This is a genomic window from Mycolicibacterium sp. XJ2546, from assembly GCF_053483195.1.
Map to the genome: position 1 here is coordinate 184,136 of NZ_JBEFRW010000001.1, position 17,049 is coordinate 201,184.

Annotated in this window: 16 protein-coding genes and 1 tRNA gene; 10 read left to right on the top strand and 7 right to left on the bottom strand. The window is 65.5% G+C overall.

The genetic code is table 11. The annotated features are described in order from the left end of the window. The first annotated feature begins 33 nt into the window (after positions 1-33). From pstC to pstB, 3 genes are read left to right on the top strand one after another with little or no spacing between them, the layout of a single operon-like run. On the top strand, positions 34-1,077 hold the full coding sequence (pstC, locus tag ABQE44_RS00975; RefSeq protein WP_448393640.1) for a phosphate ABC transporter permease subunit PstC: 1,044 nt from the start codon (positions 34-36) through the stop codon (positions 1,075-1,077). Next, positions 1,074-1,988, top strand: coding sequence for a phosphate ABC transporter permease PstA (gene pstA, locus ABQE44_RS00980; RefSeq protein ID WP_448393641.1), 915 nt, complete (start codon positions 1,074-1,076; stop codon positions 1,986-1,988). Before pstC ends, pstA begins: the two co-directional genes overlap by 4 nt. 8 nt (positions 1,989-1,996) lie before the next feature. Further along, entirely contained in the window at positions 1,997-2,773 is a 777-nt protein-coding gene (gene pstB, locus ABQE44_RS00985) for a phosphate ABC transporter ATP-binding protein PstB (RefSeq protein WP_448393642.1), read from the top strand. A 104-nt stretch (positions 2,774-2,877) separates the two neighbouring features. On the opposite strand, the gene phoU is transcribed toward pstB, so the two are convergent. The 4 genes from phoU to ABQE44_RS01005 form a co-directional block, all read right to left on the bottom strand. After that, on the bottom strand, positions 2,878-3,546 hold the full coding sequence (phoU, locus tag ABQE44_RS00990) for a phosphate signaling complex protein PhoU (RefSeq protein WP_448393643.1): 669 nt from the start codon (positions 3,544-3,546) through the stop codon (positions 2,878-2,880). Between the two features lie 91 nt (positions 3,547-3,637). Next, a complete protein-coding gene (locus tag ABQE44_RS00995; RefSeq protein WP_448428286.1) occupies positions 3,638-5,734 on the bottom strand; it encodes an LCP family protein in 2,097 nt (698 codons plus the stop codon). A gap of 199 nt (positions 5,735-5,933) precedes the next feature. Then, complete coding sequence (gene dusB, locus ABQE44_RS01000; RefSeq protein WP_448428288.1) at positions 5,934-7,067, bottom strand: tRNA dihydrouridine synthase DusB; 1,134 nt, start codon at positions 7,065-7,067, stop codon at positions 5,934-5,936. A 26-nt stretch (positions 7,068-7,093) separates the two neighbouring features. Then, positions 7,094-8,092 carry an acyl-ACP desaturase gene (locus ABQE44_RS01005; RefSeq protein WP_448393644.1) on the bottom strand — a complete coding sequence of 333 codons (999 nt, stop codon included), beginning with the start codon at positions 8,090-8,092 and terminating at the stop codon, positions 7,094-7,096. Between the two features lie 195 nt (positions 8,093-8,287). On the opposite strand from ABQE44_RS01005, the gene ABQE44_RS01010 reads away from it, so the two are divergent. The 3 genes from ABQE44_RS01010 to ABQE44_RS01020 all read left to right on the top strand — a co-directional run bounded on the left by ABQE44_RS01010 (position 8,288) and on the right by ABQE44_RS01020 (position 9,796). Next, positions 8,288-8,743 (top strand): hypothetical protein, encoded by a 456-nt coding sequence (locus ABQE44_RS01010; RefSeq protein WP_448393645.1) that lies wholly within the window; start codon positions 8,288-8,290, stop codon positions 8,741-8,743. A gap of 124 nt (positions 8,744-8,867) precedes the next feature. Next, positions 8,868-9,275 (top strand): hypothetical protein, encoded by a 408-nt coding sequence (locus ABQE44_RS01015; RefSeq protein ID WP_448393646.1) that lies wholly within the window; start codon positions 8,868-8,870, stop codon positions 9,273-9,275. A 92-nt stretch (positions 9,276-9,367) separates the two neighbouring features. Then, positions 9,368-9,796: a PASTA domain-containing protein gene (locus ABQE44_RS01020; RefSeq protein WP_448393647.1), complete on the top strand. Its 429-nt coding sequence runs from the start codon at positions 9,368-9,370 to the stop codon at positions 9,794-9,796. A gap of 3 nt (positions 9,797-9,799) precedes the next feature. Here the strand turns inward: ABQE44_RS01020 and ABQE44_RS01025 are convergent, their stop codons facing one another. Then, positions 9,800-10,384, bottom strand: coding sequence for a TetR/AcrR family transcriptional regulator (locus tag ABQE44_RS01025; protein WP_448393648.1), 585 nt, complete (start codon positions 10,382-10,384; stop codon positions 9,800-9,802). Positions 10,385-10,456: 72 nt separating this feature from the next. On the opposite strand from ABQE44_RS01025, the gene ABQE44_RS01030 reads away from it, so the two are divergent. The 4 genes from ABQE44_RS01030 (at position 10,457) to nrdF (ending at position 15,163) form a co-directional block, all read left to right on the top strand. After that, positions 10,457-11,494: an oxygenase MpaB family protein gene (locus ABQE44_RS01030; protein ID WP_448393649.1), complete on the top strand. Its 1,038-nt coding sequence runs from the start codon at positions 10,457-10,459 to the stop codon at positions 11,492-11,494. Between the two features lie 46 nt (positions 11,495-11,540). After that, positions 11,541-12,734 carry a serine/threonine-protein kinase gene (locus ABQE44_RS01035; protein WP_448427826.1) on the top strand — a complete coding sequence of 398 codons (1,194 nt, stop codon included), beginning with the start codon at positions 11,541-11,543 and terminating at the stop codon, positions 12,732-12,734. Positions 12,735-12,804: 70 nt separating this feature from the next. Beyond that, complete coding sequence (locus tag ABQE44_RS01040; RefSeq protein WP_448427828.1) at positions 12,805-14,019, top strand: RtcB family protein; 1,215 nt, start codon at positions 12,805-12,807, stop codon at positions 14,017-14,019. Between the two features lie 175 nt (positions 14,020-14,194). Next, entirely contained in the window at positions 14,195-15,163 is a 969-nt protein-coding gene (gene nrdF, locus ABQE44_RS01045) for a class 1b ribonucleoside-diphosphate reductase subunit beta (RefSeq protein WP_448427830.1), read from the top strand. A gap of 108 nt (positions 15,164-15,271) precedes the next feature. Here nrdF and ABQE44_RS01050 read toward each other — a convergent pair. Together ABQE44_RS01050 and ABQE44_RS01055 are read right to left on the bottom strand one after the other, a co-directional pair. Then, a tRNA-Lys gene (locus ABQE44_RS01050) sits at positions 15,272-15,347 on the bottom strand. Positions 15,348-15,489: 142 nt separating this feature from the next. Next, the gene (locus tag ABQE44_RS01055; RefSeq protein WP_448393652.1) at positions 15,490-16,923 is read right to left on the bottom strand and encodes an RNA-guided endonuclease InsQ/TnpB family protein; all 1,434 of its coding nucleotides are present in this window, start codon (positions 16,921-16,923) and stop codon (positions 15,490-15,492) included. Positions 16,924-17,049 lie beyond the last annotated feature (126 nt).

Sequence of the window (17,049 nt, forward strand, 5' to 3'; positions counted from 1 at the left end):
GATACTGGAGCGGCGAGTATGAGGACCAAATCGATGAGTGATGGGGTCGATGTGACAACGCCGAATCCGTCGGACGCAGGTTCCGGCGAGGCGATCGCCCAACCGTATGGCGAACCGCGCCCCATCTCCCTCGATCCGTCGCGAAACGCGAAGGTTCGACCGGGAGACCGGGTCTTCAGCGCGCTTGCGGAGGGCTCGGGGATCTTCATCGTCGTTCTCATCGCGGCGATCGGGTTCTTCCTGCTGTGGCGCGCGATCCCGGCACTGGCCCGCAACGAAGAGAACTTCTTCCTCTACGGCGGAAACTGGATCACCACCGATACGTCGGCGATGCACTTCGGCGTGCTGGACCTGCTGCAGGTAACGGTGTTCGTGTCGGTGTTCGCGCTGGTGCTCGCGATGCCCGTGGCGCTGGGGATCGCGATCTTTCTCACCCAGTACTCGCCGCGGCGGGTGGCCGGCCCGCTGGCCTACATGGTCGACCTGCTGGCCGCGGTGCCGTCGATCATCTACGGCGTCTGGGGCCTGTATGTGCTGGCCCCGGTGATCGCGCCAGCCGCACAGTGGCTCAACGAGAACCTCGGCTGGTTGTTCTTGTTCAAGACCGGCACCGCCTCGGTGGTCGGCGGCGGAACGATCTTCACCGCGGGCATCGTGCTCGCGGTGATGATCCTGCCGATCATCACCGCGGTCACCCGCGAGGTGTTCGTTCAGACCCCGCGCGGCCAGATCGAGGCCGCGCTGGCGTTGGGCGCCACCCGCTGGGAGGTGGTGCGCACAACGGTGCTGCCGTTCGGGATGTCGGGTTACATCAGCGGGGGCATGCTCGGCCTGGGGCGTGCGTTGGGTGAGACCATCGCGCTGCTGATCATCCTGCGCGGCACCCAGGAAGCGTTCGGCTGGTCGCTGTTCGACGGCGGCTTCACCTTCGCAAGCCTGATCGCTTCTGCCGCTTCGGAATTCAACGACCAGTTCAAGGCGGGCGCCTACATCTCGGCCGGTCTGGTCTTGTTCGTGCTGACGTTCGTGGTCAACTCGCTGGCCCGTGCCGCGGTTGCCGGAAAAGGTGCCAAATGACCGCTACGCTGGATCGGCCCGTCAAGGCGGTCACATTTCAGGGTGTGAGCCTGCGCCGCAAGATCACCAACAACCTTGCGACCGTACTGGTCACGTTGTCGGTGCTGATCGCGTTGGTTCCGCTGCTTTGGGTGCTCTACTCGGTGGTGGTCAAGGGCTTCGGGGTCATCATCGACAGCGACTGGTGGTGGTACTCGCAGGCGGGTATGACGGCCTTTGCGGCCGGCGGCGGCGTGTACCACGCCATTGTCGGCACCCTGCTGCAGGGCCTGGTGTGTGCGGCCATCTCGATTCCGATCGGCATCTTCGTCGGCATCTATCTGGTCGAATACGGCGGCGGCACGCGGATGGGCAAGCTCACCACGTTCATGGTGGACATCCTCACCGGCGTCCCTTCGATCGTGGCGGCGTTGTTCATCTACGCGCTGTGGGTCGCCACGCTGGGGTTCGAGCGGTCCGGCCTTGCGGTATCGCTTTCGCTTGTGCTGTTGATGATTCCGGTCATCGTGCGCGCCACCGAGGAGATGCTGCGCATCGTGCCAATGGACCTTCGGGAGGCCAGTTACGCGCTGGGTGTGCCGAAGTGGAAAACCATTGCGCGCATCGTCATCCCGACTGCGCTGTCGGGCATCGTCACCGGCATCATGCTGGCGCTGGCCAGGGTGATGGGTGAGACCGCGCCGCTGCTGATCCTCGTCGGCTACAGCCAGGCCATCAACTTCGACATGTTCAGCGGGTTCATGGGGTCGCTGCCGGGCATGATGTACGACCAGACATCGGCGGGCGCCGGCGCCAACCCGGTGCCCACCGACCGGCTGTGGGGCGCCGCCCTGACGCTGATCCTATTGATCGCCGTCCTCAACGTGGGGGCGCGGCTGCTGGCAAAGCTGTTCGCGCCCAAGAAGGTTTAGGAGCTCCTATGGCAAAGCGGTTGGACCTCAAAGACGTCAACATCTACTACGGTTCCTTCCACGCCGTCGCCGACGTGTCGCTGGCCGTTCCGCCGCGTAACGTGACGGCGTTCATCGGCCCCTCGGGCTGCGGAAAGTCCACGGTGCTACGCACCCTCAACCGGATGCACGAGGTGATCCCCGGCGCCCGCGTCGAGGGTTCGGTGCTGCTCGACGGTGAGGACATCTACGGCGCCGGTGTCGACCCGGTCGGGGTGCGCAAGACCATCGGTATGGTGTTTCAGCGGCCAAACCCGTTCCCCACCATGTCGATTAGGGACAACGTGGTGGCCGGACTGAAGTTGCAGGGGGTACGCAACAAGAAGGCCCTCGACGAGGTCGCCGAACGCTCGCTGCGAGGCGCGAACCTGTGGACCGAGGTCAAGGACCGGCTCGATAAGCCCGGCGGCGGGCTGTCCGGCGGTCAGCAACAGCGGCTGTGCATCGCCCGTGCCATCGCGGTGCAACCCGATGTGCTGCTGATGGACGAACCGTGCTCAGCCCTGGACCCGATCTCCACGCTGGCGATCGAAGAACTGATCGCCACGCTGAAGCAGGAATTCACCATCGTCATCGTCACGCACAACATGCAGCAAGCCGCCCGGGTGAGCGATCAGACCGCGTTCTTCAACCTCGAGGCCACCGGTAAACCGGGCCGGCTGATCGAGATCGACGACACCGAGAAGATCTTCTCCAACCCGAGCAAGAAGGCCACCGAGGACTACATCTCCGGGCGCTTCGGCTAGTCACCTCCGCCACCTTCGCGACCGTGCGGTTTCATCCGCGACACACCGCTTGAATCCAAGCGCGCACGGCGGATGAAACCGCACACTCGGCGCAGTGTGTCGGGTCAGCGTGACGCCGGCAGATTTTCCTCGTCGGGGTGCTTGCCGGTGACCTGGAAGATGACCCGGCGGGCCACCTCGACCGCGTGGTCGGCGAAGCGCTCGTAGAACCGGCCCAGCAGCGTCACATCGACCGCGGCGGCCACGCCGTGCTTCCATTCGCGGTCCATCAGCACCGTGAACAAATGCCGGTGCAAATCGTCCATCGCGTCGTCTTCTTCTTGTATCCGGGCGGCCTTCTCCGGATCACGGGTGATCAGCACCTCCTGGGCGCTGTTACCGAGTTCGACTGCGACCCTACCCATTTCGGCGAAATATCCGTTGACCTCTTCGGGCAGCGCATGCTGGGGATGGCGACGCCGGGCGATCTTGGCGACGTGCAGGGCCAGCGCACCCATCCGGTCGACATCGGCGACGATCTGGATGGCGCCGACGATGGCGCGCAGATCACCGGCGACGGGCGCCTGCAGTGCCAGCAGCACGAACGCCGCTTCTTCGGCACGCCCGCTCATCGCGGCGATCTGCTCGTGGTCGGTGATCACCTGTTCGGCCAGCACCAGATCGGCTTGCAGCAGGGCCTGGGTCGCGCGTTCCATTGCAGCGCCTGCCAGCCCGCACATCTCGCCGAGCTGCGCCGTCAAGGCATCGAGTTGCTCGTGGTACGCGGTTCGCATGGCAGTCAGCCTACGGGCTTTCGGTATCCGACGTCACGACGTGCGGGTGAACCAGGGGTGAACGCCACCTGGCAAAACGCTGGCCGCGGGGCTATTCGCAGGTGGTGTCGGCGGCGTTGGTGACGGCGAGGTCCTCGGGCAGCGCGGTCGGCGTGCTGCCGGTCCCGCGGACCACGTGGACCTGCACGGTCGAGCCGCTCGGCGACGGCGGGTTCACCGAGCCGAAGTCGGTGCCCAGCACCACCTGCACGGTGTCGCCCTTACCCATCACCCGCTCGATGGTCGGGTTGACGAACGCCGAAGCCACCGTCGCCGCGGCCTCCTCGTTACCGGGTGAGAAGAACACGGTCGTCTCGTCCAGTGGGCCCGGGTAGTCGTTGGGCGTTGTGACGTTGAAGCCATGGGTCTGCAGTGCTTCGGCCGCGCTGGCGGCCAGACCGTTCTGACCGGTGGAGTTCGACACCTGCACGGTGATGTCCTGCGGGTTCGTGGTCACCGCATCGATCAACTCGCTGGAATCAGTGGCGCCTTGACTCGGCGTCTGGCTCATCAGCTCGTTGTCGGACGACGACTCCGGGGTGCCGGGGATCGGCGTGTTGTCGGCGTTGCGTTCCTCGGGCAGCGGTTCGTCGTTGATGATCGCGTCGAAGATCGCCCGGGTGTCCTCCTCGCGCAGGTGTTCGTTGCCCCACTCGTCCATGTAGCCGGTGGTGGGTACGGTCAGGAATGTGATCCGGCCCGCGGCGATGCCCTGGATCGACTGCCCGAGGGTGACGAGGTCCTTGGTGTCCATGTTGTCGACGTAGCTGTCGTTGATGAACATGTTGACCACGTTGTTGAGCTTGGACAGCGAGAAGAACACTTCCTTGGAGATCAGGGAGCGCAGCAGCGACGACAAGAACCGTTGTTGGCGTTTGATCCGCCCGTAGTCACCGTTGTTCTCGGTGGTGATCTGGCGCGCGCGCACGTACTGCAGTGCGGTCTGGCCGTCGATGATCTGGCGGCCGGCGCGCGGCAGCACCGTGCCGACCTCGTAGTCCTCCAGTGGGGTGGTGCTGCACACCTCCACGCCGCCGAGCGCATCGACCATCTTGGAGAAGCCGGTGAAATCCACTGCCATGAAGCGGTTTATCGACAGACCGGAGATCTTCTGGATGACCTTCACCAGACACTTGGGCCCTCCGACGGCATAAGCGGAGTTCAGCTTGTATTCGGTGTAGACCTTCTCGGCGCCGTACATCGGCGAGTCCGGGTCAGTGATCGGGCCGTATTCGCGGGTGCGCGGATCCCACGGCTCGCACTGCATCGGTTCGATCTCGAGATCGCGGGGAAACGACACTCCGACAACGCGTTCGCGGTTGGCCGGGATGTTCACCAGCATGATGGTGTCCGAACGTGCGCCGGCTGCGTCTTCAGTGGTGCCCGCGCCTATCTCGCTGTTTTCGCCGATGCGGCTGTCGACACCGACGATCAGGAAGTTCTCGTCGCCGAACTGTGCGTTCGGGTCGAGGATGTCGCGCGAGTCCGGATCCAGCGCCGAAATCCGGTTGAGCATGTTGTTCTTCGAGGTCTGCCACTGCCACGCGCCGCCGGTGAGGACCAGCGCAAGCACCGCCATCAACGCCGCGGCCGCGCGGCCTACCACCACCGTGGAGCGCAGGCCCCGGCGGCGCTTGCGGCGGTGCGGTTCGTCGTTGCCCCGTCGGGCGATGACGTGCGTCGGCGCCACCCGCCGGGTCGCGCGCAGCGCGGTCAGGTCCGGCACCTCCGAGGACGGCAGCTGCACCGCCGGAATGATCTCGGTGTCGTGCTCGTCGTCCGTCGGCTCGTCGGCCTCGACCGCGTCGATGATGTCGGTGGGCGGAGCCGCTTCGTCGGATTCGGCTTGCTCGGGTTCGGCGTCCTCGGGTTCGGCACGGTGGCGGCGCAATCCCTGCGGTACGGCGGTGTCACCCTTCACCCGGGCGATCAGGTCGGCGACGGTGAGGCGGTCGGGGTGGCTGCCGGTGTCCGCCGCATTCGTCAGATCGCGGCGATCAGCGCGGCGTTTGCGCTCCCACGGCGCGGCGCCTGGCGATGGGCGGGCACTTCGGGTAAGCCATTGGTTGTCGTCGGTGGACCGGTCCGGCCCCGACGGACCGGAGGGGCCAGGAGTGGCACCAGCACCTGGGCTGTCGCCGTCACTCATGTTCCCACCGGCCTCCGACTCTTCGTCGTCGCGCACACCAATGCGCATGGAACGTCCGCAGGGCCGCATGCCGTGTCACAGCGCCTGCGTGGCTCCGCCTACGGGAGCCCATTACCGAACAAGATCCATATCGTACTGAGACATCCTGAAAGTTGTGATGTCGGAGTCGTCTCAGTATCGAGACGACTCCGAGACAGCGTCAGCCGCCCGAGTGCATGACCTCGGCGCCGGCGGGGACCGTGCAGTCGTCGGGATCGGCCAGCCAGCCCTCGGGCAGCGCCACCGACGCGGCCGAGCCCTGGCGGCCGCGGGGGCCCTGCGCCGCATCGGGGAACGGCACTGTCGCGTCGAGCTGGCCGAGCAGCTCCTCGAGCTCCGTAACCGTCTTGACCAGCGCTAATGCGCGTCGCAGCTGGGTGCCGGCGGGGAACCCGTGCAAGTACCAGGCGACGTGCTTGCGGATGTCGCGCATGCCTTTGTCCTCGCCGAAATGGTCGGCCAGCAGCTGGCCGTGGCGCACCACGATCTGGGCGACCTCACCGAGCGTCGGCGCGACGGGAAGTGGGTTTCCGGTGAACGCGGCCGACAGTTCGGCGAACAACCAGGGCCTACCCAGACAACCACGTCCGATGACCACCCCGTCGCACCCGGTCGCCGCCATCATGGCCAACGCGTCGTCGGCTTCGAAGATGTCGCCGTTGCCGAGCACGGGAATGGCGTTGACGTGCTCTTTCAATGCTGCGATGTGCTCCCAGTTCGCTTTTCCGGAGTACCGCTGGGCGGCTGTTCGGGCGTGCAGCGCGACGGCGGCCGCACCTTCCTCCGCGGCGATCCGCCCGGCATCGAGGTAGGTGTGATGTTCGTCATCGATGCCGACGCGGAACTTCACGGTGACCGGGATGTCGGTGTTCTCCGTGGCCGCCACCGCGGCCGCGACGATCTGGCCGAACAGGCGGCGTTTGAACGGCAGCGCCGCACCTCCGCCGCGGCGCGTGACCTTGGGTACCGGACAGCCGAAGTTCATATCGATGTGGTCGGCCAACCCCTCGTCGGCGATCATCTTGGCTGCGGCGAACGTGTACTGCGGGTCCACGGAGTACAGCTGCAGCGACCGCGGCGACTCATCGGCGCCGAACGTCACCATGTGCATGGTCGCCGGATGACGCTCCACGAGAGCGCGCGCGGTGACCATCTCGCATACGTACAGCCCGCTGACCGTGCCGACCCGGGCCAGTTCCAGCTCGCGGCACAACGTCCGGAAGGCGACGTTGGTCACCCCGGCCATCGGGGCCAGCACCACGGGGCTGCGTAGCGCGATCGGGCCGATCCGCAGCTGTTGGCGGGTTTGCGCTACAGCCGTCATGAAGAGCTGGAGGCGAGCACCTTCTTGGCGGTGAGCTTCTCGGCCTTGCGCGCCTCGCGCTCGAGCCGACGCTGCTTGGATTCCTCGAACTTCTGGGAGGCTTCCTCCAGCTCTTCAACGAGCACACCGAGGTCATCGCGCATCCGCGCGGCCTCGCCGGTGAAGTCCTCGCGCTCGAAGATGCGCCACTTCTTGAGCACCGGCATCACCACATCGTCGAGGTGAATGCGCGGGTCGTAGACCCCGCCGACGGCGATGATGACGGCCTTGCGGCGGAACTCCGGCACCGTGTAGCCAGGCATCTTGAAGTTGCGCAGCACCCGGTGCAGGGAGTGCATGGCCTGGTCGGGCGCGATGTCGAAGCCGGCCTCCGAAACGTCGCGGTAGAAGATCATATGCAGGTTCTCATCGGCCGAGACCCGCGCCAACAGCTGGTCAGCGACGGTCTCGTTGCACGCCTTACCGGTATTGCGGTGCGAGACGCGGGTCGCCAGCTCCTGGAACGTGACGTAGATGACCGAGTCGAACAGGCTCTCGGCGAACAGATCGCCCTGCTGGTTCTGGCCGGGCGAGAAGCCGCGGGTGACCTGCTCCAGGCGCAGCTGCTCGAGCTGCACCGGATCGACCGAGCGGGTGACGACCAGGTAGTCGCGCAGCGCGATGCCGTGGCGGTTCTCCTCGGCCGTCCAGCGGTTCACCCACTGGCCCCAGGCGCCGTCCATACCGAAGTTCATCGCGATCTCACGGTGATACGAGGGCAGGTTGTCCTCGGTCAGGAGGTTCTGCACCATCGCCACCTGGGCGACTTCGGAGAGCTTTGACTCCTCGGGGTGCCAGTCCGTGCCGCCCAGCGCGTAGTAGTTCTTGCCGTCGGACCACGGGATGTAGTCGTGCGGGTTCCAGTCCTTCCGCATCGACAGATGCCGGTTGAGATTCTTCTCCACCACGGGCTCAAGTTCATGCAGCAGGTGGAGGTCAGTCAAGTTCTCGTGCATGGCGCCTCCAGTTATCTGTACCTGTTAGTAGCACTCAGAGTATCTGTGTACCCCGGTGACATTCAAGTAACGCCACGCGCTTGTCACATCTGCATCACAAGGCTCTTTTGTAGGCGGTACCATCCCTTGTTAATGCGTGGCGAGCAAACAGTTCGCGCTCGATTCAGCACACGCGCCGACGCGGAGGTTCCCGGAGTGGTGAAGATCGTCAGGATTGTCGCGAGCGTGGTCGCCGCAACGTCGGTGGCCGCCAGCACCCTACTCGCCGGGGCTCCACCGGCAGAGGCCGCTCCCGATGTCACCAACCGCACCTATCAGGACGCCAAGCGGATAATCCAGCGCTCAGGCGGCAAGGCAGTGGTGGCGACGCGGACTGGCAATGCCCTGTCCGAGTCGAGGTGCCTGGTGACCAATGCGTGGGATGCCGCGGTCCGCCGCCCCAACCGCCGCGGCAACCCGGTGGCCAACCGCGAAGTGCATGTGGCGCTGAACTGCAACGGGGAGTTGGCGGCGCCGGGCTCGCCAGGAAACTCGGCGGCCAGTCCCGCCGGCCGGGCAGCAAAGAAAGAGCAGGAAGCCAAGGCTGCCAAGGCCGCGCGAGACCGGGCCGCCAGGCAAGCCGCCGCGGCCCGCCAGCAGCAGGGGCAATAACAGCGTCTAACCGACGTATCTGCTGATAGACGGCCCGCTGGGGTGGCGGCCGAGGCCTGCGCGCCATAGGCTTTCCGATATATGACTTCGGCGATTTTCGCCTGGAAGTTGGAGGTCGGAAGACATGGACAAACTCATGGTTTTCGGGACCGGACCCGTGTTCGCGGCGGCCATCTTGTCGGGCGCGGGCATCGCAACCGCCGAAGACGACCCCGATGTGGTGGGCAAGAAATACTCGGATGCGACGAAGGAGATCAAAAGCAGCGGGGGCACCGCGGTGGTCGCCTCCAGAGTGGGTGACCGCCTGTCGCAGAGCGGCTGCATCGTCACCAACGCCTGGGATGCGTCCTTCGTGCGCAACGGGCGCTCGGACCGCGGCGAGGTCATGGTGTCGTTGAACTGCAACGGCGACTATGCGACGGCGACAAACCCGGGCACCTCGATTCAGCATCCGCTGGGCCGGGAGGCCAAAGCCGAGGCTGACGCCAAAGCCGAGAAGGCCGCCGCCGCCAGGTCGGCCGCGCAGAGCTAGTAACCGCTGAGCGTTACGTAAACGCAACGGAATTCACACGCGCTTTATCCGGGCGTTCTATCCCGTTCATGTCGCCGGGCGAATGTGGCGGCATGAGGACGAAACGTGTGCTGGGTGTCGGTGCTGCGGCCTGCGCGGTGGGAACGCTCGTGCTGCTCGGAACACCCACTGCCGCAGCAGATTACGTGGGTCAGAGCTACGCGGACGCATCCGACGCGATGGATGAGGCCGGTCTGGAGCCGATCATCGCCACGCGTGTCGGCGACCAGCTGGAGGAGGACGACTGCATCGTCACCGCCGCATGGGCACCGTCGTTCCTCCGTGGAGTCGGAGACAACTTCGAGCACTCCGATGGCGAGATGATGGTGGCGTTGAACTGCGCCGGCGCGTACGCATCGGAGACGAATCCCGGTGCATCGGTGCAACATCCGTTGGGCCGGGCGGCCAAGTCCGACGCCGAGGAGGAAGCCGCCGACACCGAAGAGCAGGAACTCGCGGCGGTCGTCACGCCCGACGAGTAGCGGTCAGTAGCTCGGTACCCGGCCGACCAGCATTCCGACGCAGTAGTCGATGAACTGTTCGCGGGTCGCGGTCAGCCGACCGTCGAGGTACGCGGTGAAAAGCGCGGTGAGCGCACCGATCAGCCCGGTGGCGACCATGGCCGCCAGCGCGGGTTCGGTGATACGGGTGAGCTTTTGCTGCAGCAGCTCGATGAAGTTTGGCATCCATTCGGCGCCGGAGCGGACCAGCACCGGCTCCACTTCCGGTGCCAGCAGCAGCACGCGCCCGCCCGCCGGATCGTCGACCATCAACTCGACGAAGCGCTCGACCGCCTCGCGAGGGGTCTCGGCGGTCGTCAGCGTGGACATCGCCCGCGCGCACACATCGTCGTAGACCGCACGAACGAACTCGTCACGATCGGCGAAGCTCTCGTAGAAGTAGCGTTCGGTCAGCCCAGCGGCCCGGCAGACCGCGCGCACGGTGAGCGCCGGGCCGTCCGCGCTGCCCAGCAGAGCCGACCCGGCGGAGATGAGTTCGTCGCGGCGCAGCGCTTGACGGTCCCGCAGCGGAACGCCGGACCATCGACCGCGTCGTTGACCCGAGGCCACATCCCTCCTAAGCTCGTCGCTGACAACGCCTGTAGTCAGAATTTACTCTCTGACTGGATGGGAAGCTCTTCAGTGACTCAAGATACGTCCGATGCACGCCCGGTGTCCTGGGGACACCACCCGCACACAGGGCAGGGGGACGAGTCAGCAGAGCTGGCGGCTGGCTGCCCGGTGACCAGCGGGGGATATGACTCCCTGCCGGAGCCGCTGGGGCCCGATTCGCTGACGTGGAAGTACTTCGGGCAGTGGACCGGCATGCTGCAGGGGCCCTGGGCGGGTTCGATGCAAAATATGCACCCGCAGTTGGGCGCGGCCGTGGAACAGCACTCGATCTTCTTTCGGGAGCGGATGCCGCGGCTGTTTCGGTCGGTCTACCCGATCGGCGGTGTGGTGTTCGACGGCGACCGCGCACCGCGCACCGGGGCGCAGGTGCGCGACTACCACATCGGCATCAAGGGCGTCGACGACCAGGGGCGTCGCTACAACGCGCTGAACCCCGACGTCTTCTACTGGGCGCACGCCACGTTCTTCAAGTCGACGCTGTTGGCCGCCGAATGGCTCGGCGGCGGGCTCACCGAAGACCAGAAGCGGCAGCTGTTCGATGAGCACGTCCAGTGGTACCGGATGTACGGGATGAGCATGCGGCCGGTGCCCAAAACCTGGGAGGAATTCCAGGAGTACTGGGACCACATGTGTCACAACGTTCTAGAAAACAACTGGGCGGCAAGAGAAGTCATGGATTTGTCCACGATGCCCAAGCACCCCTCGCTGCAATGGGTGCCCGATTGGGCGTGGCGGCTCAACCTGAAGGTCATGCAGCGGGTCCTGACTTTCTTCGCCGTGGGGCTGTATGACCCGCCGGTGCGCGAGTTGATGGGCTACACCTGGTCGCCGCGCCAAGCGTGGCTACACCGGCAGTTCGGCAACATGGTTTACCGGATCAGCAAGCTGCTGCCCAAGCGCGTGTTGATGCACCCCCGTAAACGAACTGCCTGGGACCGCGCACACGGGCGGCTGCCTGCAGATGCGCCGCTGGTGGAGACGCCGGCGCGCAACCTGCCGCCGGTCGAGTACCGCGACAACCCGCACTACTACAGCCCCAAGGTCTGACCACCCGAAGGTTTGCGCCAGCCGTTGGATGGCTAGCTTTACCGGTATGCAGGCGCCAGAAGTTCTTGGCGGCCGGTACGAACTGCGCAGCGTCCTGGGTCGGGGCGGCATGTCGGAAGTGCACGACGGTTGGGACAGTCGCCTCGACCGACCGGTCGCCATAAAGCTGCTGCACCCGGTGTTCCTGGCCGACCCGGTCAACCGCGAGCGCTTCCAACACGAGGCCCGAGCAGCCGCAGCGCTCAGCCATCCGCACATCGTCGCCGTGCACGACAGCGGCGAGCAGGACGGCACCCCCTACATCGTGATGGAGCGGCTGTCGGGGCACACGCTGGCGGACATGATCGCCCGCGGGCCGCTTGCACAGCCGCAGGTGCAGTCCGTCCTCGACGACGTGTTGTCGGCCCTGACCGCGGCGCACGCCGCCGGAATCGTGCACCGCGACATCAAACCGGCCAACATCCTGTTCACCGAATCCGGCCATACCAAGGTCGCCGATTTCGGCATCGCCAAGAGCGCCGCGACCCCCGACACGATGACCGGTCAGATCGTCGGCACCATGGCCTATCTCAGCCCGCAGCGGATCAACGGTGCGTCCGCGACGGCGTGTGACGACCTCTACGCGCTGGGTGTCGTCGGCTACGAGGCGTTGACCGGCCGCAGGGCCTTCCCCCAGGAGAACTTCGCGGAGTTGGCGCGCGCCATCGCGGAGAGCGCACCGGTACCGCTCGCGGCGCTGCGCCCGGACGTGCAACCCGTGCTGGCAGCGGTCGTGGAGCGGGCGATGGCGCCTGACCCGGGGTGGCGGTTCACCAGCGCGCCGTCGATGCGCGCGGGCCTGGCGGGCCGGTTCGAGCCGCCCGCGGGAAAGCGTCCACCCACCAAGGTCCTGGCCGCGCCGCTGCCTCCGCCGACGACGATGGCGGTGCGCCCGCCCGCTGCGCGAAACCGCACCGGGGTGCTTCTCGGGGTGGCCGCGGCGCTGGTCGCCGTGGTGGTCACGTTGGCCGCGGTGATCGCCGAGTCGGCGTCGCGCCCGCCGACACCGACCCCGGCCAGCACCAGCACGACCGTGCCCACCACCCCGTCGCCGTCGGTGCTGCCGCCACCGCCGTCGCCCGTACCAGCGCAAGTCGAGCAGGGACCTCCCTGGAATGACCGCGGCGAGAACGGGCGAGGTCCCAAAGGACCAAGGGGGCCAAAGGGTCCGGACGGGCCGAGGGGCGGCGACGACGACTGAAGTCGCCGGAGGCGACGATCACATCCGCGACATCGACCGCATGGCGCTACGCCAGCACCAGGAGGATTTTATGACAGCGACGGTTACCGACCGGCTCGTCAACTTTGCCAGCGAGGTGGATGAGCAGACCATCGAGCAGGCCAAGCAGACGGCCTCGATGCCGTTCGTCTACCCACACGTCGCGCTGATGCCCGATGCTCACTTCGGCAAGGGCAGCAGCGTCGGCACGGTCATCCCCACCGCCGGCGCGGTGATCCCCGCCGCCGTCGGCGTCGACATCGGCTGCGGGATGATCGCTGCGCGCACCACGTTTGACGCCAAGCGTATCGCCGGGCTGAACCCGGCCATGTTGCGAAGCTCGCTTGAATCGGCGATCCCGATGAGCGCTGGCAAGTACAACCGCCGCCTCGGCCGGTACAAGTTCACACAGCAGCGCATCAGCGAGCTCGAGGAGAAGGCCAGGCGCGAGGACGTCGACCTGTCGCACTCGCCGAAGTGGCGTGAGCAGCTCGGCAGCCTCGGCGGCGGCAACCACTTCATCGAGCTGTGCCTCGACGATTCTGATCAGGTGTGGCTGTTCCTGCACAGCGGCTCGCGTGGCGTCGGCAACCGGATCGCCCAGAAGCACATTCGCAAGGCGCAAGAGATCTGCGCGAAACACTCTGTCGCGCTTCCGCATCGTGACCTGGCGTACCTGACTGAAGGCACCGCAGCGTTCGACGAATACATCCGCGAGCTGCGCTGGGCGCAGCACTTCGCGCTGTTGAACCGCGGCGAAATGATGGACCGTTTCGCTCAGGCCTTCGCCCGCTGGACCCGCAACGACATCGCCGGCGCCGCTGACCCGATGGCGCGGTGGTACACCGACTTCGAGGTGGAGCGCATCAACACGCACCACAACTACACCCAGCGCGAGGTCCACGGCGGCCGCGAGGTCTGGCTGACCCGCAAGGGCGCCATCGACGCCCACGAGGGCGTGCGCGGCCTGATCCCGGGCTCGATGGGCACCCGGTCGTATGTCGTGACCGGCAAGGGCAACCCCGAAGCGCTGTGCAGCGCACCCCACGGCGCGGGGCGGCGCTACTCGCGTACCAAGGCGCGCAAGCTGTTCACCGCCGCAGACCTCGACAAGCGGATGAAGGGCATCGAGTACCGGCCCGGCGCCGATTGGGTCGACGAGATCCCCGACGCCTACAAGCCGATCGACGTGGTGATGCGCGACGCCGAGTCGATGGTGACCATCGACGACGAGCTTCGACAGATCCTCAACGTCAAGGGTAAGTAAGCAGGCGATCAGGAAATCCGAAGAAAACCAGCGGATTTCGGACGTATAGCCCCATAGGTCAGATCAGCAGACACGGCTACGATCTGCCGACGACGCCGCGGGGGAGCGGATACAGTTGGACGCGGCGCGGGCTTGGGGCCGCGCCACCGCTTCGTGTGGGCTAGGAGGAAATATTTTGAGCACCAAAGTGATTGACCGCGTGCGCGCTGTCAACTGGAACGACATCCAGGATGACGGCGACCTTCACGTCTGGAACCGTGTCACCACCAACTTTTGGCTGCCCGAAAAGATTCCGCTGTCCAACGACGTTCCGGCGTGGAACACGCTGACGCCGAACGAGCAGCAGGTGGTCATCCGAGTGTTCACCGGGCTGACGCTGCTCGACACGATTCAAGGCACCGTCGGCGATGTCGAGATGATCGAGGACGCCGTCACCCCGCACGAAGAGGCGGTGCTGGGCAACTTCATCTTCATGGAGGCCGTGCACGCCAAGAGCTACAGCTCGATTTTCTCAACGCTGTGTTCTACCAGGGAGATTGACGAGGCGTTTCGCTGGTCGGAAGAGAACCCGCACCTACAGCGCAAGGCGCAGCTGCTCGTGGACTACTACCGGGGCGACGACCCGCTCAAGAAGAAGATCGTCTCGGTCATGCTCGAGAGCTTCTTGTTCTATTCGGGGTTCTACCTGCCGCTGTACTGGGCGGCGCGGGCAAAGCTGACCAACACCGCCGACATCATCCGGCTCATCATCCGCGACGAAGCGGTCCACGGGTATTACATCGGCTACAAGTTCAAGCGCGCCATCGAACACGAATCGCCCGAGCGTCGTGCGGAACTGCATGAGTACGCCTATTCGCTGCTGATGGATCTCTACGACAACGAGGTCGACTACGCCCAGGATCTCTACGACCAGATGGGCGTCACCGAGGCCGTCAAGGCGTTCATGCGCTACAACGCGAACAAGGCGCTGCGCAACCTCGGCTACGACCCGCTGTTCCCGGCCGACGAGTGCGAGGTGGCGCCCGAAATCATGGCCCAGCTCGATCCCGGCAGCCTGGAAACGCACGACTTCTTCTCGGGCAGCGGTAGCGCCTACGTCATCGGCCGCACTGAGGAAACCGCCGACGAGGACTGGACCTGGTGACGCTCAGTCAGTGAGGCCGAGGTAAGCCATGAGCTTGTCGGCCTCAGTAGCAAGAACCGTGTGCTCTTGTTTCTTACCTCCCGGGCACCGGTTCGGGTGTCGAGCGAATGGTGCCCCCGCGGAGTTTCGATCTCCGTACCCGCGGATTAAAAGTCCGCTGCTCTTCCGAGTGAGCTACGGGGGCGCGAGCCACTCTAGCGGAGGTATTGCCATGGTTGCGCACGCCCTGGCTCAATAAAGACGAGTCGCAGCGGCTACCACTGAGCTATGAAGCATGCTCAACATCTACTTCTGTGTTGGCATCGCCCTTCTCGGGCGTCGTCGGTTCAGGCCAGGAGGGCTGGCTGAACGTCGGTTCCCGCGTCATTCGGCCTCGCTCTAACGGCACGCGTGGAGTGCCGGTCGGCGCGGGCCCGTCGGCGGGCGTTGATAGCCCGGCCTCCTGCTTGGGGGTCCGGGGATCGATGAGAGCCATGGTGAGCCTGACCCCAGCGAGCCAAATTCGCCGCGGCGTTGCAGTCGCGGTCGGCGGAGTGCCCGCAATCACAGGTGAACACTCGATCGGCAAGCGTGAGATCGCTCCGGATGCGCCCGCATGCCGGACATAGCCGACTGGATGGATACCAGCGGTCGGCGACGGCAACGGTGCCGCCCCGCCAGGCCTGTTTGTACTGCACCAGCCGGGCGAATTCGGCCCAACCTGCGTCGGCGATGGCGCGGGCCAGCCGGTGGTTGCCCAGCATTCCTCGTACGTTCAGGTCTTCGATGACGAGCCGATCGTGTGTCTTGACCAGCGCGTTGGAAACCTGATGCAAAAAATGTCGGCGTACGTTCGCGACATGTTGGTGATGCCGCGCCAACTTGGCGGCGGCCTCGTGATGGTTCCGTGACCCCTTCTGCTTGCGTGACAACGCTTTCGCCAACCGTCGTTGCCGTACCAGCCCGGCGACGAGTGCTTTGGGGGCATCGGCGATTCGGGCAACTTCCTTTCCTTCGGTGGTCGCGGCGACCATGAATACTGACAAGCCCAGATCGACACCGACATATCCGGCGTCGTCGTCTGGGTCACGGGCCGGGTGCGTGGCGGTGGGGTGGAGATGGGCGGCCGCCACGCTCAACGACACCCACCAGCGGCCACCGCGCCGGCTGACGGTGGCGAACACGATCTTGGCGCGGTCTTTGGAAAGCATGCGCCGTAAGCGGCGGGTGTCGTCATGCACGCTGATCTGCCCGATGCCTGGCAGGGTGACCGAACGGTGTCGGCCATTGTCGCCGACTCGGATCGCCGGCGCACGGCCTTCGCGGTGCCTGTTACGCACCCGGAACGACGCCGTCCCGCTGGCCTTCTTCTTGAACTTCGGAAATCCGACTCGTCTGCCTTTTCGCCTGCCTGACCGTGAGTCGGACCAGGCTTTCAGTGCCTTCCCGAGGTCGACTGCCGCTGCTTCGAATACCTCCTGACATACTTCACGTCGCCAGAGCAGTCCGGTCACCGCCACCTCTGCCTCGCCATCTCTGCCGACTGCGATGACCCTGCCAGCGTCTTCGGTCATCTTCCACGCGTTGAACGCGTTGATCAGATCGAAGCCTGTCCACGGCACATCGACGCTGGTACTCGTCCTGCGTTGGTTGATCGCGGTCTTCACCATCGCTAGACACTGATTGAACGCGAAGCGGGCCGCTCCGGCATGCCGGGCCAACACTTCGCTCTGCTCGACCGATGGGTCGAGACAGAAACGGAATGCGGTGTGCCGGGACATGTGATGAGGATCGCACTACCGACCGACAAGTCTCCGTGGCGTTGAGAGCAGCCTCAACAGTTTGAGGATTGGGGTGCAGGTACCCTAAGCTATCGAGGCTCCCAACGACATGGCGTTGTGAGTACC